This window comes from Rhizobium sullae (assembly GCF_025200715.1).
In the GTDB taxonomy this organism is placed as follows: domain Bacteria; phylum Pseudomonadota; class Alphaproteobacteria; order Rhizobiales; family Rhizobiaceae; genus Rhizobium; species Rhizobium sullae.
In genome coordinates, this window is the sequence record NZ_CP104143.1 from 4,121,662 (window position 1) to 4,138,475 (window position 16,814).

Genomic DNA, 16,814 nt, shown 5'->3' on the forward strand with positions numbered 1-16,814 from the left:
TCAAAGCAGGCTCAACAGGTTATCCGTTACCGGCGAGCGCTGCGTCTTCAGCACGGCAAGCGCCAGCCGCGCGACAGCAGGCGGCCCGTCGATCGGGCGATAGGCGACGCCATCGAGCCTGATCTGTGCGATCGATGCCGGAACGATCGACACTCCAAGTTCTGCCGCAACCAGATTGACGACGGAGGAAATTTGTGGCGCCTCCTGTGCCACCGTCAGTTCGAAACCCGCTTTCCTGCAGGCGAGCACGACATCGTCGAAGAGGCTGAGGCCAACCAGCCGCGGGAAGAGAATGAACGGCTCTTTCGACAGCAGCGCCAAAGGCAGACGCTCGTACTTCGCCAGCGGATGGTTTGCAGGCAGGGCGACCACCATCGGCTCGTCATCAAGACGCTTCAGGCGCACGCCCGGCGGATCGTCGAGGCTGGGGCGCATGAAGGTCGCATCCAACTCGCCGCGATTGAGCCTCTCCATCAGCGCCAGCGTGTTCATTTCCGTCAGAGACAGCCGTACTTCCCGCCACTGCGCACGAAACCGTCTGATCGTCGCGCTGACCACCGGATTGAACGCCGAGGATGCCGTAAAGCCGAGCGCCAGCTTGCCCGTCTCGCCGCGATTGGCACGCTGCGCGGCGAGCTTCGCCTTCTCGGCAGAAGCAAGCGACACTTTGGCTTCGCCGAGAAACGCCTCGCCCGCCACCGTCAATTCCGCCCCGTGCGGCACGCGATGAAACAAGGCCGCACCGACCTCGGCTTCGAGATCGCGGATCTGCTGGCTGAGCGGTGGCTGGCCGATGCCGATCCTTGCGGCCGCCCGCGTAAAATTGCCTTCTTCCGCGACCGCCAGAAAATAGCGAATATGCCGAAGCTCCATGTGGTATCTCCAAAACGTATCGCAAACGTCAGTGCCATATATTGGACAACTTATGCCCTTCTGACTAGATGAGTGGCGAAAGGCTTGAGCCATGCACAAGACCGCAGCCAGAATGAGCGACATTTCCCCAATCGAGATGCCGGCGAAATCACCGGCGAAAGAATACCTGACGCGCGGTACGGCTTCCTATCGCCGTGCCAGTCTTGCACTCTTCCTCTCGGGCTTCTCCACCTTCTCGCTGCTCTATTGCGTCCAGCCGCTGCTGCCGATTTTTGCGGATGAATTCTCCGTCAGCCCCGCGGAAAGCTCGCTGGCACTTTCGCTGTCGACGGGTTTCCTTGCCGTTGCCATTATATGCGCTGCCGCCGTCTCCGAAGGTCTTGGCCGTCGCAGCCTGATGTCGATCTCGCTCGTCGGGGCCGCATTGCTGACGATCGCTACGGCCTTTGCGCCGAGTTGGCATCTACTGCTCGTCATTCGCGCGCTGGAGGGTCTGGTGCTCGGTGGCGTTCCGGCGGTCGCCATGGCCTATCTCGCCGAGGAAATTGATCCGCGCGGCCTAGGCGCTACGATGGGCCTCTATGTCGGCGGCACCGCCTTCGGCGGCATGTCGGGCCGAGTGCTGACCGGCATCTTCGCGGAATATCTGACCTGGCGGCCGGCGCTCCTTTTAGTCGGCGCAATCGGCCTTGCCGCAGCCATTGGCTTCATCGCCCTGTTGCCGCCCTCGCGGAATTTCGACCGCCGCTCTGGATTCGATCCGAAGTTCCACCTAAGGGCCTGGCTCGGGCATGTCCGCAATCCGGCGCTGCCGTTCATTTTCGCCATTGCCTTCTTCGCGATGGGATCCTTCGTCACAATTTACAATTATGCCGGCTTCCTGCTTGTTGCAGCACCCTATGATCTGACGCAGACCGAACTCGGTCTGATCTTTGCCGTCTATCTCTTCGGCATCGGCGCCTCTTCGATCGGTGGCATGCTGGGCGATCGCTTCGGCCACTTCGCTGTCCTGCTGACAGGCATCGCAATTACCGCCGCCGGCAGCGCCCTGACGCTTTCCGCCTCCCTTCCGATCATCATTTTCGGCATTATCGTGCTCACCAGTGGCTTCTTCATGAGCCATTCGATCGCAAGCGGCCTCGTCGGCAAGCTTGCCAGAGGCACGAAGGGGCATGCCTCATCGCTCTATATGCTTGGTTATTACGTCGGTTCGAGCGTCATGGGCTCGGCAGGCGGCTGGTTCTTTGCCATCGAAGGCTGGTCGGCTGTCGTCTCCTTCACACTCGGCATGCTGACCCTCGCCTTTGCGGCGGCCTGCGCCGCAGGCATCTTTTCGAGGAGAAAGTTATGATCCGCATCAGCCACCTCGAGGCAGCGAGGCATTGAAATTCGGCAATCAGAAGATCAACCTGCACCAGGTAGCACGCGAGTTCGTGCCCAAGGCAAGGCATCCGGCGCCGGGTTCTGAGGACCTCTGCTTTATCGCCGAGATAGCGCTTGAAGGGTCATCGCCCATCTCGAAGCGGCGGATGTTCCAATCGAGGTAGGCCGGTCGAGCGCGCCGGCGCCACCGGTACTGTCGGCTCGGTCTCCTCGATCCGGATGGCAATCTCATCGAAGTATCCAACTCGATCCTTTGAAGCGCTGTCAGGCACAGGCTTGACAGGCGCCTTCGTCCCCTATATTTAATCCATAGGTTAATTAACTGATGAGTTTACTGTGTCTGCCGATCGACTAAGCATGACGTTTTCGGCTCTCGCCGATCCAACCCGCCGCGCGATCCTCGCACGGCTGGCGCTCGGCGAGGCTTCGGTATCCGAACTCGCCGAACCATTCGATATGTCCCTCGTTGCCGTATCGAAGCATCTGAAAGTGCTGGAAAATGCCGGCCTCGTATCAAAAGGACGGCAAGCACAGTGGCGACCCTGCAGACTGGAGGCAGGGCCACTTCGCGGTGTTGATGACTGGCTCGACACCTACCGCCGGTTCTGGAGCGAAAGCCTCGATAGATTGGAAGCCTACGCAGCCACCCTCAAGTCAAGGAAGAACGAGGATGAAGGCAAGAAATGAAATCCGCGTCGCCGGCGGTCGCAGCCGTGAGATCGTGCTCACCCGCGAGATCGATGCGCCGCGCGAGCTTGTCTTCAGCCTGTGGACCGAGCCGGAGCACCTGATGAAATGGTGGGGTCCGCACCATTGCTCGGCGTCCTCGGTTTCGGTCGATCTGCGCGAAGGCGGCGCCTGGCGTCATTGCATTCTCGGGCTGGACGGCAAGGAATACTGGAGCCGGGGCCGGTACGTTGAGATCAGTCCGCCGGAACGCCTCGTCTTCACCTTTGCCTGGGAAAATGACGCCGGAAAGCCGGAGCACGAGATGTGCGTAACGGTCGAGTTGGAAGAACGGGGCGAGGGTACGCGCCTCACCTTCCGTAAGCGCGAGCTGCCGAGCGATACCGAATTCAAATTACAGTCGGAAGGTTGGCGCGAGGCGCTCGATAAGGCCGCTGCCTACGCGGAAGCCGCAGTCAAAAGGAGAAAGTAATGAAGAAGACCTATCACGGCAGCTGCCATTGCGGCGCAATCCGCTACGAAACCAGGCTCGATCTGTCGGCCGGCACGTTCCGCTGCAATTGCTCGATCTGCATGAAGAAGCGCAACTGGCTGGCGGTGGCCCAGCCGGAGGATTTTCGCCTTCTATCAGGGGAAGAAAAGCTCGGAGAATATCAGTTTGCCTCCCGCAAACTGCATCATCTGTTCTGCAAGGATTGCGGCATCAGCTCCTACAGTTGGGGCGAAAACGAACATCTCGGCACCTTCTACGCGATCACCGTAAGTTGTCTGGACGATGCGACTGCTGAAGAGCTCATCGCCGCACCCATTGCCTTCGTCGACGGCCTGCGCGACCGCTATGACGGTCCCCCGGAGGAGACGCGGCATCTTTGATGGAGCGCCGATATTTCAATCAAGCTGGATATACGACACATCCTTCTTTTGCACTTCGTCCAGCGCTTCATCGTATCCGGCGTCTGCATAGCGCATGACGCCGAGCGCCGTATCATTGGTGAGCGCATGGTCGAGGCGTTCGTCGGCAGCCGCCGTGCCGTCGGCGACGACAGTCACGCCGCAACTGGTCATGTAGCCGGCATAGCCGCCGCCGCCGGAATGGACGACGACGAGGTCGGCCATCGAGGAGCAGAGCATCATGGCATCGAGCAGCGGCCAGTCGGCGATCGCGTCGGAGCCGTCCTTCATGCGCTCGGTCATGATGTTCGGATGCGCCATAGCGCCGGCATCAAGATGATCGCGCGAGAAGGCGACAGGGCCTTTCAGATCTCCACTGGCGACCAATTCGTTGACGCGGCGGGCAAGCGCGGTGCGCTCGCCGTGGCCGAGCCAGGCGATCCGCGCCGGCAGGCCCTCGAAGGGCACATGCTCGCGGGCAAGCCGGATCCAGTTGGTGATAATCTTGTTGTCCGGGAACATTTCGAGCAGCAGATCGTCGATCCGGGCGATGTCGCTTTCTTCGCCGGAAAGCGCCATCCAACGGAATGGGCCAATCGCCCGGGCAAACAGCGGCCGCAGATAGGCTTCGGTGAAGATCGGAATGTCGAAGGCGTTGGCAACGCCGCCTTCCTTCGCCTGTGTGCGGATCAAGTTGCCGTTGTCGAAGACTTCGGAACCTTTCTTCTGGAACTCCAGCATCGCCGTTACATGCTGAACGATCGAGGCGCGGCTTGCGGCCATTAACTGGCCCTGGCCGTCATCGCGAAGTTCCTTGACCTGGGCAAGGCTCATGCCCTTCGGCACGTAGCCATAGACGAGATCATGCGCCGAGGTCTGGTCCGTCACGATATCCGGCACGATGCCGCGCCGGGCGATCTCCGGGTAGATCTCGGCCGCATTGCCGACGAGGCCGACGGATAGCGCGCGCTTTTCCTTCACGGCCGTATCGATCATCTGCAGTGCGGTATCGAGATCAGGTGTGATCTCCTGCAGGTAACCGATCTGCTGGCGCTTCTTCGCCCGCTCGGGATCGATATCGACGCACAGGATCGCGGCCCCTGCCATGCGGCCGGCGAGCGGTTGAGCCCCGCCCATACCGCCAAGGCCGGCGGTGAGCACGAAGCGGCCGGAGAGATCGCCGCCGAAGCGTCGCTCGGCGATACGCATGAAGATTTCGTAGGTGCCCTGGATAACACCCTGGCTGCCGATATATTGCCAGGCGCCCGCCGTCAGCCCACCCCAGCAGATCAATCCCTTGCGCTGCAGTTCGTAAAACACTTCGACCTTCGCCCATTGGCCGACGATATTGCAGTTCGCCATGATGACGAGCGGTGCCTTGGCATGGGTTTTCACGAGGCCGATCGGCTTGCCGGACTGGATCAGCAGGGTCTGATCCTCCTCCATCTCCGTCAGCGCCTTGACGATGCCCTTATGCGCCGCCCAGTTGCGCGCGGCCTTGCCAAGTGCCGCATAGACGACGAGATTGTCCGGGTCCTCGCCGACGGCAAGCACGTTTTCGAGGAGACGCAGCAACGCTTCCTGCCGCCAACCCTTGGCCCGCAGTTCCAGCCCGCCGGGAATCGGAAATTTTGGATGACGTGGATTAGGCTTCGGCATGGAATGTCCTTCCTCAAGTCCTGTCTTGTTATTTCCCCGGCAGCATCTCCACATAGGCGAGTGCCGCATCAAGCAGACGCTTTCGCAGTGCATCCTCGCCATACACATCGGCATTGACGCGCACCCAGCCTTGCATCAAGCGCCCGCCCGACAGCATCTGCACCGCTCCCGGTAGAGCCAGTGCCCAGCCGTCATTGCCTTTGCCGAGCCGAACCAGCATGCCATCCTCTCGCGCACCACAGAGAAGGTTGCCGTTCAACAGAAAGCCCCAGCCGCCGAACATGGCCTTTTCGCTGAGACCCGGATGGCCGCTGAGCTCTTCTCTCATCAGTTCCTCAAGACCGGCATCCCGCGCCATAAGTCACGCCTTTGCCGCCAAGGCATAGCGCCCAATCTCAATACCCATCACTTCTTCCACGGGCGGGTAGACGGTTGGGTCGAGGACGCTTGCAGAAAGTGGAATGATATCCATGGGTACATGCAGGATGAAAACCTGCATGCCGCCCTTGAGCTGGCCGACGCTGAGCGGCTCACCTTCCGGCGAAAGCGTCGTGATGACCGAGGGAAACGTCGCCACGCGCTTACCATCGGCATCGTCGATGGCCATGTATTCGTTCATCACATGCACCGTCACGGCTTCGGCGCCGGAGCCGACGACGATCGTGCCGATGTCGAAGGCTTCTTTGGTGTAGACGACATCCTTCATCGTAATGATGCCTTCAGCGAGGATGCTGCCGCCGGTTGTTTTGCAAATCGCATCGATGACGGCCGATCCGCCATTCTTCTCCGCCGCAATGATCGCTTCGCCGAGCGCAAGCGCCATAGAGATGCCGCCGAGTGCCGCATGCGTGCGCACATAGGATGCCTGCAGCGGATTGCGGCAGCTGGCGATGAAGCCGCCCGATTGGTCAGCGGCGGCTCGCAGGATCGGAGAGATCTTCGCGGTCGCACCCTTCACCACAAGCTCGATGTAGCGGTTCTCCGCGCGGTTTCCGCCAACGGCCGTCTGGATCATCTGCTCCGGCGAACCCGCCATGCCGATCGAGCCCATGTCGCCGGTCGGATGCGCCCGGATATCGCCAACCGCATCGACAACCTTCGTGCCGAGAATGGCCGAGGGCAGCCAGCCGTTCAGCGTCGAGGATTTGCCGTTCTGCCCGATGATGAGCCCGGAGAGCTTTTCGCCGAGTTCGTCCTGAAGAAGCTGGACGGCTTTCACGTAATCGATGCCCTGCATTTCCCAAGGCGTCGTGGAGGCTGGCGCGCCGATCGCCGCTGCCGTCGCGATCCAGTCGTCGTCTCTAAGTTCATCGATGGAAACGAGTTCCGGCTTGCCGATGCTGACCGCGGCATAACCGAGCATACGGCCGTGATCGGCCCAGCCGCCGCCGCCTGCTGCATAGACGGAGCCACCCTTGACTGCCGCCTCGACGTCCTTTTCAACGAGTATGCGTCCCATCAGCCTTCTCCTTGCTCAGCGCCTTGTCCATCTCCCGCACCGCTTCAAAAAGCACCGCCGCGCCAAGCGCGATGTCGTCATTTTCCGCCCATTCGTCGGCCGAGTGGCTGCGGCCCTCTTTACAAGGCACGAAGATCATTGCCGCGGGTGCCACCTTAGCGATCCAGGCGGTGTCGTGCCCTGCGCCGGATGCCATGCGCCGGTGTTTGGCGCCGACTGCGTTGCAGGCGCGCTCCAGCGTCTGCAGCAAGCTGGCATCTGCAGGTGTCGGATGGTTGTCTGAAACGCGTTTCGGTGGTTCGATCGTCACACCGTGGGTGATCGCAAGCTTGACGACATGCGCATCCAGCCATTCGCAGAAGGCTTCCATGTCGCTGCGGATTTCCGCGCGCCCGTCGATCAGCAGCACGACTTTGGAAGGCACGACATTGGCCGCATTCGGCTCTATCCGGAATTCGCCGACGGTCGCGGCGAAATGGCCCGGCGTCTTCGCCCGCTCGCCTGCCGCGTTGCGGATATCGAGCACCAGTCGCGAGGCGGCGACCAGCGCATCCGCGCGGCCATCCATCGGCGTCGTACCCGCATGGTCCGCTCGGCCTTCGACTGTAATTTCAATCCGGGTGATGCCAGCGATCGCCGTCACGATGCCGACGTCTTTCTTCTCGTCCTCGAGCACAGGCCCCTGTTCGATATGCAGTTCGAGGAAGCCGGCAATATCGGGCCGGTTCTGCTGCAGCAGCACGCTTGGACGGCCGCCGACTTGCGCAATCCCCTCAGCCAGGTCGCGGTCGCCGCTAGTGCGCGAAAGCCATGCCTCCGGAAGCTGCCCGGTCATGCCGCGGCTGCCGACGCACGAAACGCCAAAGATGCTGACTTCTTCCGCGAGGAAGTCGACGACCTCCAGATCGTGCTCTAGCACGATTCCCCGATCGTTCAGCGCCCGGGCGACTTCCAACGCCGAGATCACGCCCGCAATGCCATCAAAGCGCCCGCCATCTGGTACAGTATCGGAATGCGAACCGACCATGATCGTGCCAAGACCCGGTTTCGTCCCCACCCGGCGTCCGATCAGATTGCCGGCCGCATCGATCCGTGTCTCCAGCCCGGCCGCCTTCATGCGCGCTTCGATATAGGCGCGGCCATCGAGAAACAGCGGCGAGAAGGCCCGGCGTGTCCATGGATGATCGGGCTCGGTGATCTTTGCAAGTGCGTCGATATCCTCGGCGATGCGATCGGCGTTGACGGGCAGGTTGCGGCTCATGCGGCTTCTCCGGAAATGATCTGGCGCGGCAGCGGACGGACGAATTGTCCCGTGCCGGGCTCTGCAAGCACGTTCGCGCCATCGGCTATCTGGCTGCCGCGCAGATATGCCGCCGAAATTGTCCATGGCAAACGGATACCATTATAAGGGCTCCAGCCGACGACATTGTTACCGCTCACGGCAGCGTCGTAGACACTCTCTCGCGGCTCCAGCACGACGATGTCGGCGTCCTTGCCGGGCGTCAGTGCGCCCTTGATGTGGTCGAGGCGGAAATGCTTCGCCGGATTTTCGGCCATCAGCTTCGCGGCCCATGTGAGTGGAATGCCCCGCTCCAACGCTCCCTTGACGAAAAGCGGCACCATGACCTCGAGCCCCGGCACGCCCGAGGCATTCGCCAACATGTCCGGATTGGTCTTGCGGTTTTCTGACCAGCTCACATGGTCGGTCGACACCAGCCAGACATTGCCTTCCGCTATCTTGCGCCACAACGTTTCCACCTCGGCGCGCGGCCGGATCGGCGGATTGATCTTGGCTTTGCCGCCGAGGCGCCTCACGTCGTTTTCCTCGTCAAGCGTCAGGTAATGAATGCAGCATTCGACCGTCGCCTCGAAGCCGCCGCGGCGATAGGCACGGGCAATATCGTAGCCGCGACCGAGCGAACAATGCACGACATGCGCCGGGCAGCCGGTATGAGCGCCAGTCTCGAAGATCGTGTGCATGGCGAGAAGTTCGGTCATCGGCGGGCGTGAAAGACCGTGGGCACGCCAGTCGGTCACGCCGCTTGCCTTGACCTTCTCCATGTAAGTTCGAACGGCTTCATCGTCTTCATTGTGAACACCGGCCGTCAGCCCGGTCGGGGCGATTGCGGCAAAGCATTCGGCAAGGAGGGCAGGGGGAATGCGCGGGAAACGCTTCGCATCGGTCCCGAAAGTCGAGAATTTGAAGGCGGCGACCCCGGCATCCACCATTTCGCGTATTCGGGCCGCACCTTCTTCAGGTCTGACCGTGCCATAGAGAGCGAAATCGACACGCGTCTGCGGGCTCGCATGGTTGGTCTTTTTCTTTACCGCTTCCGCCGAGCAGACGAGATTGGCTTCGTCATAAGGCATGTCGACGATCGTCGTGACGCCGCCAGCAGCCGCCGAACGCGTCGACCAGATGAAGTCCTCCTGATCCATCTGGCTCAACGAATGCACTTGCGCATCGATCGCACCGGGCAGGATCAGCGCCTTGCCGAGCAAGTGCCGCTCCTTGGCCGCGGGCGGCACGCCGACGCCGACCTCGGCGATCTTGCCGTTGCGGACTGCAACATAACCCTCATCGAGGATGCGCTCCGGCAGCACGACGGTACCTTGCAAAACGAGATCGAAATCAGCCACGCTGTTTTCCTCCGGTTAAAAGCTTAGATGACGACCGCTTCCTGCGTCAGTCTCCGTCGATGTACTCCACCGAGCCGAGGGCGAAGAAATCGTCGAAGGCGGCGATCGGCACAGGCTCGATCAGCTTCGAGACGAACTCATCGGACCCGAGTTCTTCCTCGATCGCTTCGACCTCCGCCGAAAGGGGGCGATCGACGGTGTAGAAATCGGCGTGCTTGCGGACGACATCGTAAATCATGCCCGCAACGCCCTCGGGCCGGTCGCCGAGAATGTCGGCCGCCTGTGATGCCAGCAGAGCCTCGAGAGCGGCAAGACGCTTCAGCGCCCGCATCTGCCGCTCGAAGCGCTCGATCACCAGCGGCAGGAAAGCGGCTTCGTCCTCAAGCCCCGCCGCAACCACCAGCGACTGGGCGGACACTGGGTTGGACATGGAAAGCACGCGTGAAAAGATCTCGCCGGCGAGCTTGATGATCGGCCCGAAACCGGTCGCAATCCGGCCGGGCGGCACGAGGTTCACGGGCAGGTCGCGCCGCTGTCCGTTGCCGAGCAGGACGCAGCGGTTGAATGAATTGCGTGCCGCATGCGCCATGCAGAGTGCTGCCGATTCGAGCAGGATCGTTACATCGAGAGGTAGCGAACCGCCGGACGTCATTACGCGGCCCTCGACGACGACCGGATTGTCGTCCGAACGGCCGGTGGCAGCAAGGATCTTGTGACCGGTCGAAAGTAGGTTCTCGATCACCGCGCCGAAGACCTGGGCGATCATGCGAAGGCTGAGCGGGTCCTGCACGTGGGTGGCCACCGGCCATTCCCAAGCCTCTGACGCATTGCACAGCCACGAGCCGATCAGCGCTTCCCGCGGGGTGCCGACATGGCGTACTGCCCGCCAGGGGTCGCGTGACGCGCCAAGAGCGCCGGCCGCCATCATGCCGGTTGCGAGCAGAACGCGAATCGAAGCCGCCGCATTGCGCGTCGCCTCGGCGGCAGATGCAAAACTCACCGCGTTGATGCTGAGCGAAGCAAGGCTGTCGCGCGGCGCCATGGTGACCGGTTCGAGCCCCGCCGCCCGGAAGGCGTCGGCCGCCTGCATGCGCTTGCCGCGATAGACGGCTTCGCCGACGCCGGTCAGAACCGCTCCGATCTGTCCCATAAGGCCGATATCGGCACAACCGATCGAGCCCGTGCGCCGCACGAGCGGGATGAGGTCAGCCCTGAGCAGCCGCAGATAGGTTTCTATGAGCTCCGGCGTACACCCGACCTGGCCCGTCAGCGCGGTATTGACGCGGATCGCCATGGCGTTCCGCACGACAGCGCTGGAAAAGGGCGTGCCGGTGCCGAAGTGATGGGCGCGCACGAGGCCGAGGTTGAAGGTATCGAGTTCCTCCGCCGACCATTCGACGTCCTTCATCGCGCCGACGCCGGTAGTGGAACCGTAAACGGGAATGCCAGCCTGGATCGCTTCTTCGACGACGGAACGCGCGATCTCCACCCGTGCCATGCCCGTCGGCGAAGCTGATAGCGCCACCCTGCCGGACCCTATCCTCACCATGTCGCCAAAGCCGAATGGTTGGCCGGAAAGTTCGATGCCAGGGCGTTCATGCTTCATCTGCAGGTCTCCTTGAATGCGAGACTAAGCGAGCACTGCGCATTGTGGGATATCCCAAATGCCGAACACAGCATGTGATTGTTTGTGTCTGAACCTCAGCTCAACATCCAGGCAATATAGAGAAGCGTCAACGCGATAATCCAGAGCGCGAGGCGGCCGGATCGGCTGTATCGTGCCTCGGATTTGCCGATCGCTTCCGCTGTCTGCGGATCGAAGCGCAGTCCATGCTCGCTCATATGCAGCAACTGGTGATGGAATTTCTCGGTCTGCGCGGCGATTTCCGGAACGGCTTCCGCAAGCTTCACGGCAGCCTTCAGCCCATCCTTGAGGTCGGTGACGATCCGCTTCGGGCCGAGATTATTGCGAATCCAATCTCCGACGACTGGCTCCGATGCCTTCCACATGTTGAAACGCGGGTTCAGCATGCGCGAGACGCCTTCGACGACCACCATGGTTTTCTGCAGCATGACCAGCTCGGGCCGGGTCTGCATGTCGAAAAGTTCCGTCACCTCGAACAGCAGCGTTAACAGCTTGCCCATCGAGATCGTTTCGGCCGGCTGGCCATGGATCGGCTCGCCGATCGCCCGGATTGCTTGCGCGAAGCTTTCGACATTGTGATGGCCTGGCACATAGCCCGCCTCGAAATGGACCTCCGCAACACGCACATAGTCACGCGTAATGAAGCCATAGAGAATTTCGGCGAGGAAGCGCCGTTCCTTCTTTCCAAGCCGACCGACAATCCCCATGTCGACGGCGACGATCATGCCGCCCGAATCGACGAAGAGATTGCCGGGATGCATGTCGGCATGGAAGAAGCCATCGCGCAGCGTGTGGCGCAGGAACGATTGGATCAGCCTATCGGCAAGCGTGTTAAGATCGTGCCCGGCGCTGCGGAGCCCCTCGACATCGGACATCTTCACGCCGTCGATCCACTCCATGGTGATGACGTCGCGGCCGGTGCGCTCCCAATCCACCTTCGGAACGCGGAAGCCCGGATCCTGCCCCGTGTTTTCGGCAATCTCGGAAAGGGCCGCCGCTTCAAGCCGGAGATCCATCTCGACTTTGGTCGACTGCTCGAGCGTCTTCGTCACTTCGACCGGCCTCAGCCGCCGGCTCGAAGGCATGAAGCGTTCCTGCATACCGGCGACGAGATACATCGCCTCGATGTCATGGGCGAAGCGCTGCCGCACACCGGGACGCACGACCTTGACCGCGACCTTCCTGCGGCCATTGGGGGTATTTACCTCTGCAGGATGCACCTGCGCAATAGAGGCTGCGGCAATCGGATCGTCGAAACTCGCATAAAGCTCTTCGATCGGGCGGCCGAGCGAACCTTCGATACTCGCCTTTGCCGCCGCAATCGGGAAGAAGGCCATCCGGTCCTGAAGTTGCGAAAGGTCGTCAGCGAACTCCACGCCTACGACATCCGGTCTGGTCGCCAGGAACTGCCCAATCTTCACATAGGAAGGTCCGAGCCGCTCGACTGCCTGGGCCAGCCGATCGCTGCGTTTCTTGGCTTTCGCCTGGCTGCGCGCAAACAGGCCGACAAACGATTTCGCAAGGCTGACAGACGGCGGCAATTCCTCGGAGGGCAAGGCCGAAACAACGCCCTCGCGCACTAGAACCCAGCCGACCCGCACGAGCCGGAAATATGCTCCGAAAGCACTCATTTAGATCAAAGTTTCCAGCCCGAGTGCAAGGCCGCGATCCCGCCGGTATAGCTGGTGTAGGTCACGCGCGAAAAGCCGGCCTTTCGGATCATTTCCGCGAAGTTTTCCTGGTTCGGGAACTTGCGGATGGATTCGACGAGATACTGATAGGGCTCGGCGTCGCCGGTAATCGCCTTGCCGAACCTCGGAATGGCGTTGAAAGACCAGGCCTCGTAGACCTTGTCCAGAAGAGGCATGTCCACTTCCGAAAATTCCAGCACGAGCAGCCGGCCGCCGCGCTTCAGCACGCGAAAGGCTTCCGCGAGCGCGACGTCTATGCGCGGCACGTTGCGGATGCCGAAGGCGATCGTGTAGGCATCGAAGCTGCCGGCCTCGAAGGGCAGGTCCTCGGCATTGGCCTCAATGAAGGTAAGATTGTCGGAGAGTTTCTTCTTCTCTGCCCGCTCTGAGCCGACGCCCAGCATGGAGCCGTTGATGTCGAGCACGGTCGCGTGTGCCATGCGGTTCGACGCCTCGACGATACGGAAGGCGATGTCGCCTGTGCCGCCCGCTACATCCAGCACCTTGTAGCCCGGTTCCTTGCGCGGATTGAGCGCCGCAACCATCGCATCCTTCCAGGCGCGGTGCATACCCATCGACATCACATCGTTCATGATATCGTAGCGTCTGGCGACCTTGTGGAAGACGTCGTTGACGAGACCCTGCTTCTCGCCGCTCGGCACCTCGCGGAAGCCGTAGGACGTTTCCATGCCGCCATCGGCGGAAGTGCGGCTTTCTGGCATCGGACTACTCCGTTACTCGAAATCGGTACGCGACCATAGCGAAACGTCGCTTAAGACGCTATCTGTGGGGGCGGGTAATACCCGCGGCTTACTGGCGCTATAACCCACATCGTCCGCAGTTGAAACACGTTTAAATACAGATGGGTTAAGATGCCGGAATTGCCAGAAGTCGAAACGGTGAAGCGCGGTCTTTCACCCGCCATGGAGGGTGCACGCATCGAGAGGCTGGAGCTTCGCCGCGGCGATCTGCGCTTTCCTTTTCCGGAAAATTTCGAAGACCAGGTTTCAGGCCGCACCATTATCGGACTTGGCCGCCGCGCCAAGTATCTGCTGATCGATCTCGACAGCGGCAAGACCATCATCTCCCATCTCGGTATGTCCGGCTCCTTCCGCATCGAGCAGGGGCCAGTCAGCGAAACGCCCGGCGATTTTCGCCACGAGCGGTCGAAGGACGAGAAGCATGACCATGCGATCTTCCATCTGGAAGGCAAGGGTGGTGAGCGCCGCGTCATCTATAATGACCCGCGCCGCTTCGGCTTCATGGATATCGCCGATCGGTCTGAGCTTCAGAACAGTCCTTTCCTCTTCGGCCTCGGGCCGGAGCCAACCGGCAACGAGCTGAGCGCCACTTATCTTGCGGAGCGGTTTGCCGGAAAGGCACAACCGCTGAAGGGTGCGCTTCTCGACCAGAGAAACATCGCCGGGCTTGGCAATATATATGTCTGCGAAGCGCTTTGGCGCGCGCATTTGATGCCGACACGTGCTGCTGGAACGCTGGTCAGCAAAACCGGAAAGCCGAAGGAGCAGCTAAACCTTCTCGTCGCATCGGTCCGCGATGTCGTCGCCGATGCGATCAAGGCCGGCGGCTCGTCACTTCGCGACCATATCCAGACCGACGGCTCGCTCGGCTATTTCCAGCATTCCTTCTCGGTCTATGACCGCGAAGGTCTGCCTTGCCGCACACCCGGCTGCGGCGGTACGGTCTCGCGCATCGTGCAGGCAGGGCGTTCCACCTTCTATTGCCCGGACTGCCAGAAATAGGGGAGAGAAACATGGCCTATGAAACGCTGATCGTCGAAACCCGCGGCAATGTCGGTCTGATTACGCTGAACCGGCCGCAGGCGCTGAACGCGCTGAACTCCACGGTACTCAAGGAATTGAAGCACGCCTATGCGGACTTCCACGCAGACGAGGCGATCGGCGCAATCGTTCTGACGGGCTCGGAACGTGCTTTCGCAGCCGGCGCCGATATCAAGGAAATGCAGCCGCTGCAGTTTGCAGATATCTATAAGGCCGAATACATCAGCGGTTGGGATGAGATTGCCAAGGCCCGCAAGCCGGTCATCGCTGCCGTCAGCGGCTTCGCGCTCGGTGGCGGCTGCGAGCTGGCGATGATGTGCGACTTTATTATCGCATCGGAGACCGCGAAATTCGGTCAGCCTGAAATCACGCTCGGCGTCATCCCCGGCATGGGCGGCTCGCAGCGCTTGACGCGTATGGTCGGCAAGTCGAAGGCGATGGATATGGTGCTGACCGGCCGGATGATGGACGCGGCGGAAGCGGAACGTGCAGGGCTTGTTTCTCGTGTGGTCGCACCGGAACGGCTTCTCGACGAAGCGCTGGAGGCAGCGGCCAAGATCGCGTCGCTGTCGCAGCCCTCGGTGCTGATGGCCAAAGAGGCGGTCAATCGCGCGCTGGAAACCACGCTGGAGGAGGGCCTGCGTTTCGAGCGCCGTCTATTCCACAGCCTTTTTGCAACGGAAGATCAGAAGGAGGGCATGGCTGCCTTCATCGAGAAGCGCAAACCGGCCTTTAAACACCGCTGATCTTCATTCCACGGAGAAAGGCGGCGTTTCCTTGAAAATGCGCGTTGACGCGGGTCGGCTTTAGAGCTATATGCCCGCCCACGGTTCGGGAAGCCGATCAGGTTTTCCGTTTATGCTCCCGCATTGCTGGATATTGTGGCCGCAAGGCCCGCGGTAATGACGGAGTTTGTTCGAATTCTTGAGAGAGGCATCCATGGCCAATACAACTTCGGCGAAAAAAGCGACCCGCAAGATCGCCCGCCGTACCGACGTCAACAAGGCTCGTCGCTCGCGCGTTCGCACTTTCGTTCGCCAAGTCGAAGAGGCACTCGCGGCAGGTGATGCTGCAAAGGCAAAGGAAGCCTTCCTCGCAGCTCAGCCGGAACTGGCGCGCGCTGCAAGCAAGGGCGTGCTTCACGCCAACACGGCATCCCGCAAGGTTTCGCGCCTCGCTGCTCGCGTGAAGGCGCTGTCGGCAGCTTCGGCCGCATAATCTTTCGTTAACAAATTGATCGTTATGATTAGCCCGGTAATCAAGCCGGGCTTTTTCGATTCTAACGATCTCCGCCGGATTGGTTAATTTAGCGACTGTTTCGTGTCACTGAGGTGACATGAAAAAATGTTTAAAATCAAATAGTTGCGCAAGGATGTTTCCAGCTTGGGCGACTCTCCTGCCTTCCGGCGGGCTTAGTTGTGAGTCAAGCGGATTTTTATTTTTTTTCTTTCAATGCGTGTCCAAAATACCCACTTAGGGAATCTCCTTGATTCTCCTGCGATTCTTTTTTGACATTGGCGTGACGCCCAAAAGCGGGCCCCGGAGTCAATGGCCGCTTCTTAATTTTGCGTAAAATTCATCATTGATCTCCGCAACTGATCCTGCCTAAATGGCGTCCAGCAAAGGGCGCGGACATCACCTGCAAAGGCTTAGTCTAAACTGCCACACCGGCAGGCCGATGGGTTTGTGCCATTTGCTACGGAGCAGTTTATCTCTCCGTTTTTTCAAGCACTTGAGCAATTTGCGCCGGGACCGTGGCTGGTCGCGGAACGAGGATGCTTTGTGCGCTCAGCGGCTGCACGCCTAAGGTGAGCCGAAGGGGATGGGGATAGTATATTTGCGTTTGGGCGGTTGGCCGGGAAACGAGGCCTGGCAGCCACCTTGGCGTAGTGAACATGACAGGGACCGCATGAACGCGGTGTCTGCCACGGTCCTCTGCGTCGGTCTCGCTGGGCGGGACGGTGTTTGTGTGAACCGGCATGCATGATGGCCCATGAACGGGCTGCCGGCGTGCCAGAACGGGGAAAATTGATCGGGCGGCTGGCTGATATCCGCCCGATGAAATCAATTTGGAAGGCGGCATG

General features: G+C 60.8%; 16 protein-coding genes and 1 pseudogene. 8 read left to right on the top strand and 9 right to left on the bottom strand.

Annotated elements, in window-relative coordinates:
* A complete protein-coding gene (locus N2599_RS20475; protein WP_027510861.1) occupies positions 1 to 873 on the bottom strand; it encodes a LysR family transcriptional regulator in 873 nt (290 codons plus the stop codon).
* A gap of 112 nt (positions 874 to 985) precedes the next feature.
* On the opposite strand from N2599_RS20475, the gene N2599_RS20480 reads away from it, so the two are divergent.
* The 5 genes and pseudogenes from N2599_RS20480 (at position 986) to N2599_RS20495 (ending at position 3,816) form a co-directional block, all read left to right on the top strand.
* Positions 986 to 2,224, top strand: coding sequence for an MFS transporter (locus tag N2599_RS20480; RefSeq protein WP_051336607.1), 1,239 nt, complete (start codon positions 986 to 988; stop codon positions 2,222 to 2,224).
* Positions 2,225 to 2,243: 19 nt separating this feature from the next.
* Positions 2,244 to 2,513 (top strand): annotated as a pseudogene (locus N2599_RS37625) (VOC family protein); the annotation flags it as partial.
* A 100-nt stretch (positions 2,514 to 2,613) separates the two neighbouring features.
* Entirely contained in the window at positions 2,614 to 2,943 is a 330-nt protein-coding gene (locus N2599_RS20485) for an ArsR/SmtB family transcription factor (RefSeq protein ID WP_037142272.1), read from the top strand.
* Positions 2,927 to 3,415 (top strand): SRPBCC family protein, encoded by a 489-nt coding sequence (locus tag N2599_RS20490; protein WP_037142269.1) that lies wholly within the window; start codon positions 2,927 to 2,929, stop codon positions 3,413 to 3,415. Before N2599_RS20485 ends, N2599_RS20490 begins: the two co-directional genes overlap by 17 nt.
* Positions 3,415 to 3,816: a GFA family protein gene (locus N2599_RS20495; protein ID WP_027510857.1), complete on the top strand. Its 402-nt coding sequence runs from the start codon at positions 3,415 to 3,417 to the stop codon at positions 3,814 to 3,816. Before N2599_RS20490 ends, N2599_RS20495 begins: the two co-directional genes overlap by 1 nt.
* A 15-nt stretch (positions 3,817 to 3,831) precedes the next feature.
* Here N2599_RS20495 and ertB read toward each other — a convergent pair whose 3' ends face one another.
* From ertB to ubiE, 8 genes are all read right to left on the bottom strand, one after another.
* A complete protein-coding gene (ertB, locus tag N2599_RS20500) occupies positions 3,832 to 5,493 on the bottom strand; it encodes a thiourocanate hydratase (RefSeq protein WP_027510856.1) in 1,662 nt (553 codons plus the stop codon).
* A gap of 28 nt (positions 5,494 to 5,521) precedes the next feature.
* On the bottom strand, positions 5,522 to 5,851 hold the full coding sequence (locus N2599_RS20505; RefSeq protein WP_027510855.1) for a TfoX/Sxy family protein: 330 nt from the start codon (positions 5,849 to 5,851) through the stop codon (positions 5,522 to 5,524).
* A 3-nt stretch (positions 5,852 to 5,854) separates the two neighbouring features.
* Positions 5,855 to 6,952: a thiohydantoin desulfurase gene (gene ertC / locus N2599_RS20510; RefSeq protein WP_027510854.1), complete on the bottom strand. Its 1,098-nt coding sequence runs from the start codon at positions 6,950 to 6,952 to the stop codon at positions 5,855 to 5,857.
* Positions 6,933 to 8,213 (bottom strand): Zn-dependent hydrolase, encoded by a 1,281-nt coding sequence (locus N2599_RS20515; protein ID WP_027510853.1) that lies wholly within the window; start codon positions 8,211 to 8,213, stop codon positions 6,933 to 6,935. Before N2599_RS20515 ends, ertC begins: the two co-directional genes overlap by 20 nt.
* Entirely contained in the window at positions 8,210 to 9,592 is a 1,383-nt protein-coding gene (gene ertD, locus N2599_RS20520) for a hydantoin-5-propionate amidohydrolase (RefSeq protein WP_027510852.1), read from the bottom strand. Before ertD ends, N2599_RS20515 begins: the two co-directional genes overlap by 4 nt.
* 46 nt (positions 9,593 to 9,638) lie before the next feature.
* Positions 9,639 to 11,198 (bottom strand): aromatic amino acid lyase, encoded by a 1,560-nt coding sequence (locus tag N2599_RS20525; protein ID WP_027510851.1) that lies wholly within the window; start codon positions 11,196 to 11,198, stop codon positions 9,639 to 9,641.
* 95 nt (positions 11,199 to 11,293) lie between these two features.
* The gene (ubiB, locus tag N2599_RS20530) at positions 11,294 to 12,868 is read right to left on the bottom strand and encodes a 2-polyprenylphenol 6-hydroxylase (RefSeq protein ID WP_027510850.1); all 1,575 of its coding nucleotides are present in this window, start codon (positions 12,866 to 12,868) and stop codon (positions 11,294 to 11,296) included.
* A 5-nt stretch (positions 12,869 to 12,873) separates the two neighbouring features.
* A complete protein-coding gene (gene ubiE / locus N2599_RS20535) occupies positions 12,874 to 13,650 on the bottom strand; it encodes a bifunctional demethylmenaquinone methyltransferase/2-methoxy-6-polyprenyl-1,4-benzoquinol methylase UbiE (protein WP_027510849.1) in 777 nt (258 codons plus the stop codon).
* A gap of 150 nt (positions 13,651 to 13,800) precedes the next feature.
* Here ubiE and mutM point away from each other — a divergent pair, with 150 nt between their 5' ends.
* The 3 genes from mutM to rpsT all read left to right on the top strand — a co-directional run bounded on the left by mutM (position 13,801) and on the right by rpsT (position 15,948).
* Complete coding sequence (mutM, locus tag N2599_RS20540; RefSeq protein ID WP_027510848.1) at positions 13,801 to 14,691, top strand: bifunctional DNA-formamidopyrimidine glycosylase/DNA-(apurinic or apyrimidinic site) lyase; 891 nt, start codon at positions 13,801 to 13,803, stop codon at positions 14,689 to 14,691.
* A gap of 11 nt (positions 14,692 to 14,702) precedes the next feature.
* Positions 14,703 to 15,476 (top strand): enoyl-CoA hydratase, encoded by a 774-nt coding sequence (locus tag N2599_RS20545; RefSeq protein ID WP_027510847.1) that lies wholly within the window; start codon positions 14,703 to 14,705, stop codon positions 15,474 to 15,476.
* Between the two features lie 193 nt (positions 15,477 to 15,669).
* The gene (rpsT, locus tag N2599_RS20550) at positions 15,670 to 15,948 is read left to right on the top strand and encodes a 30S ribosomal protein S20 (RefSeq protein ID WP_027510846.1); all 279 of its coding nucleotides are present in this window, start codon (positions 15,670 to 15,672) and stop codon (positions 15,946 to 15,948) included.
* Positions 15,949 to 16,814 lie beyond the last annotated feature (866 nt).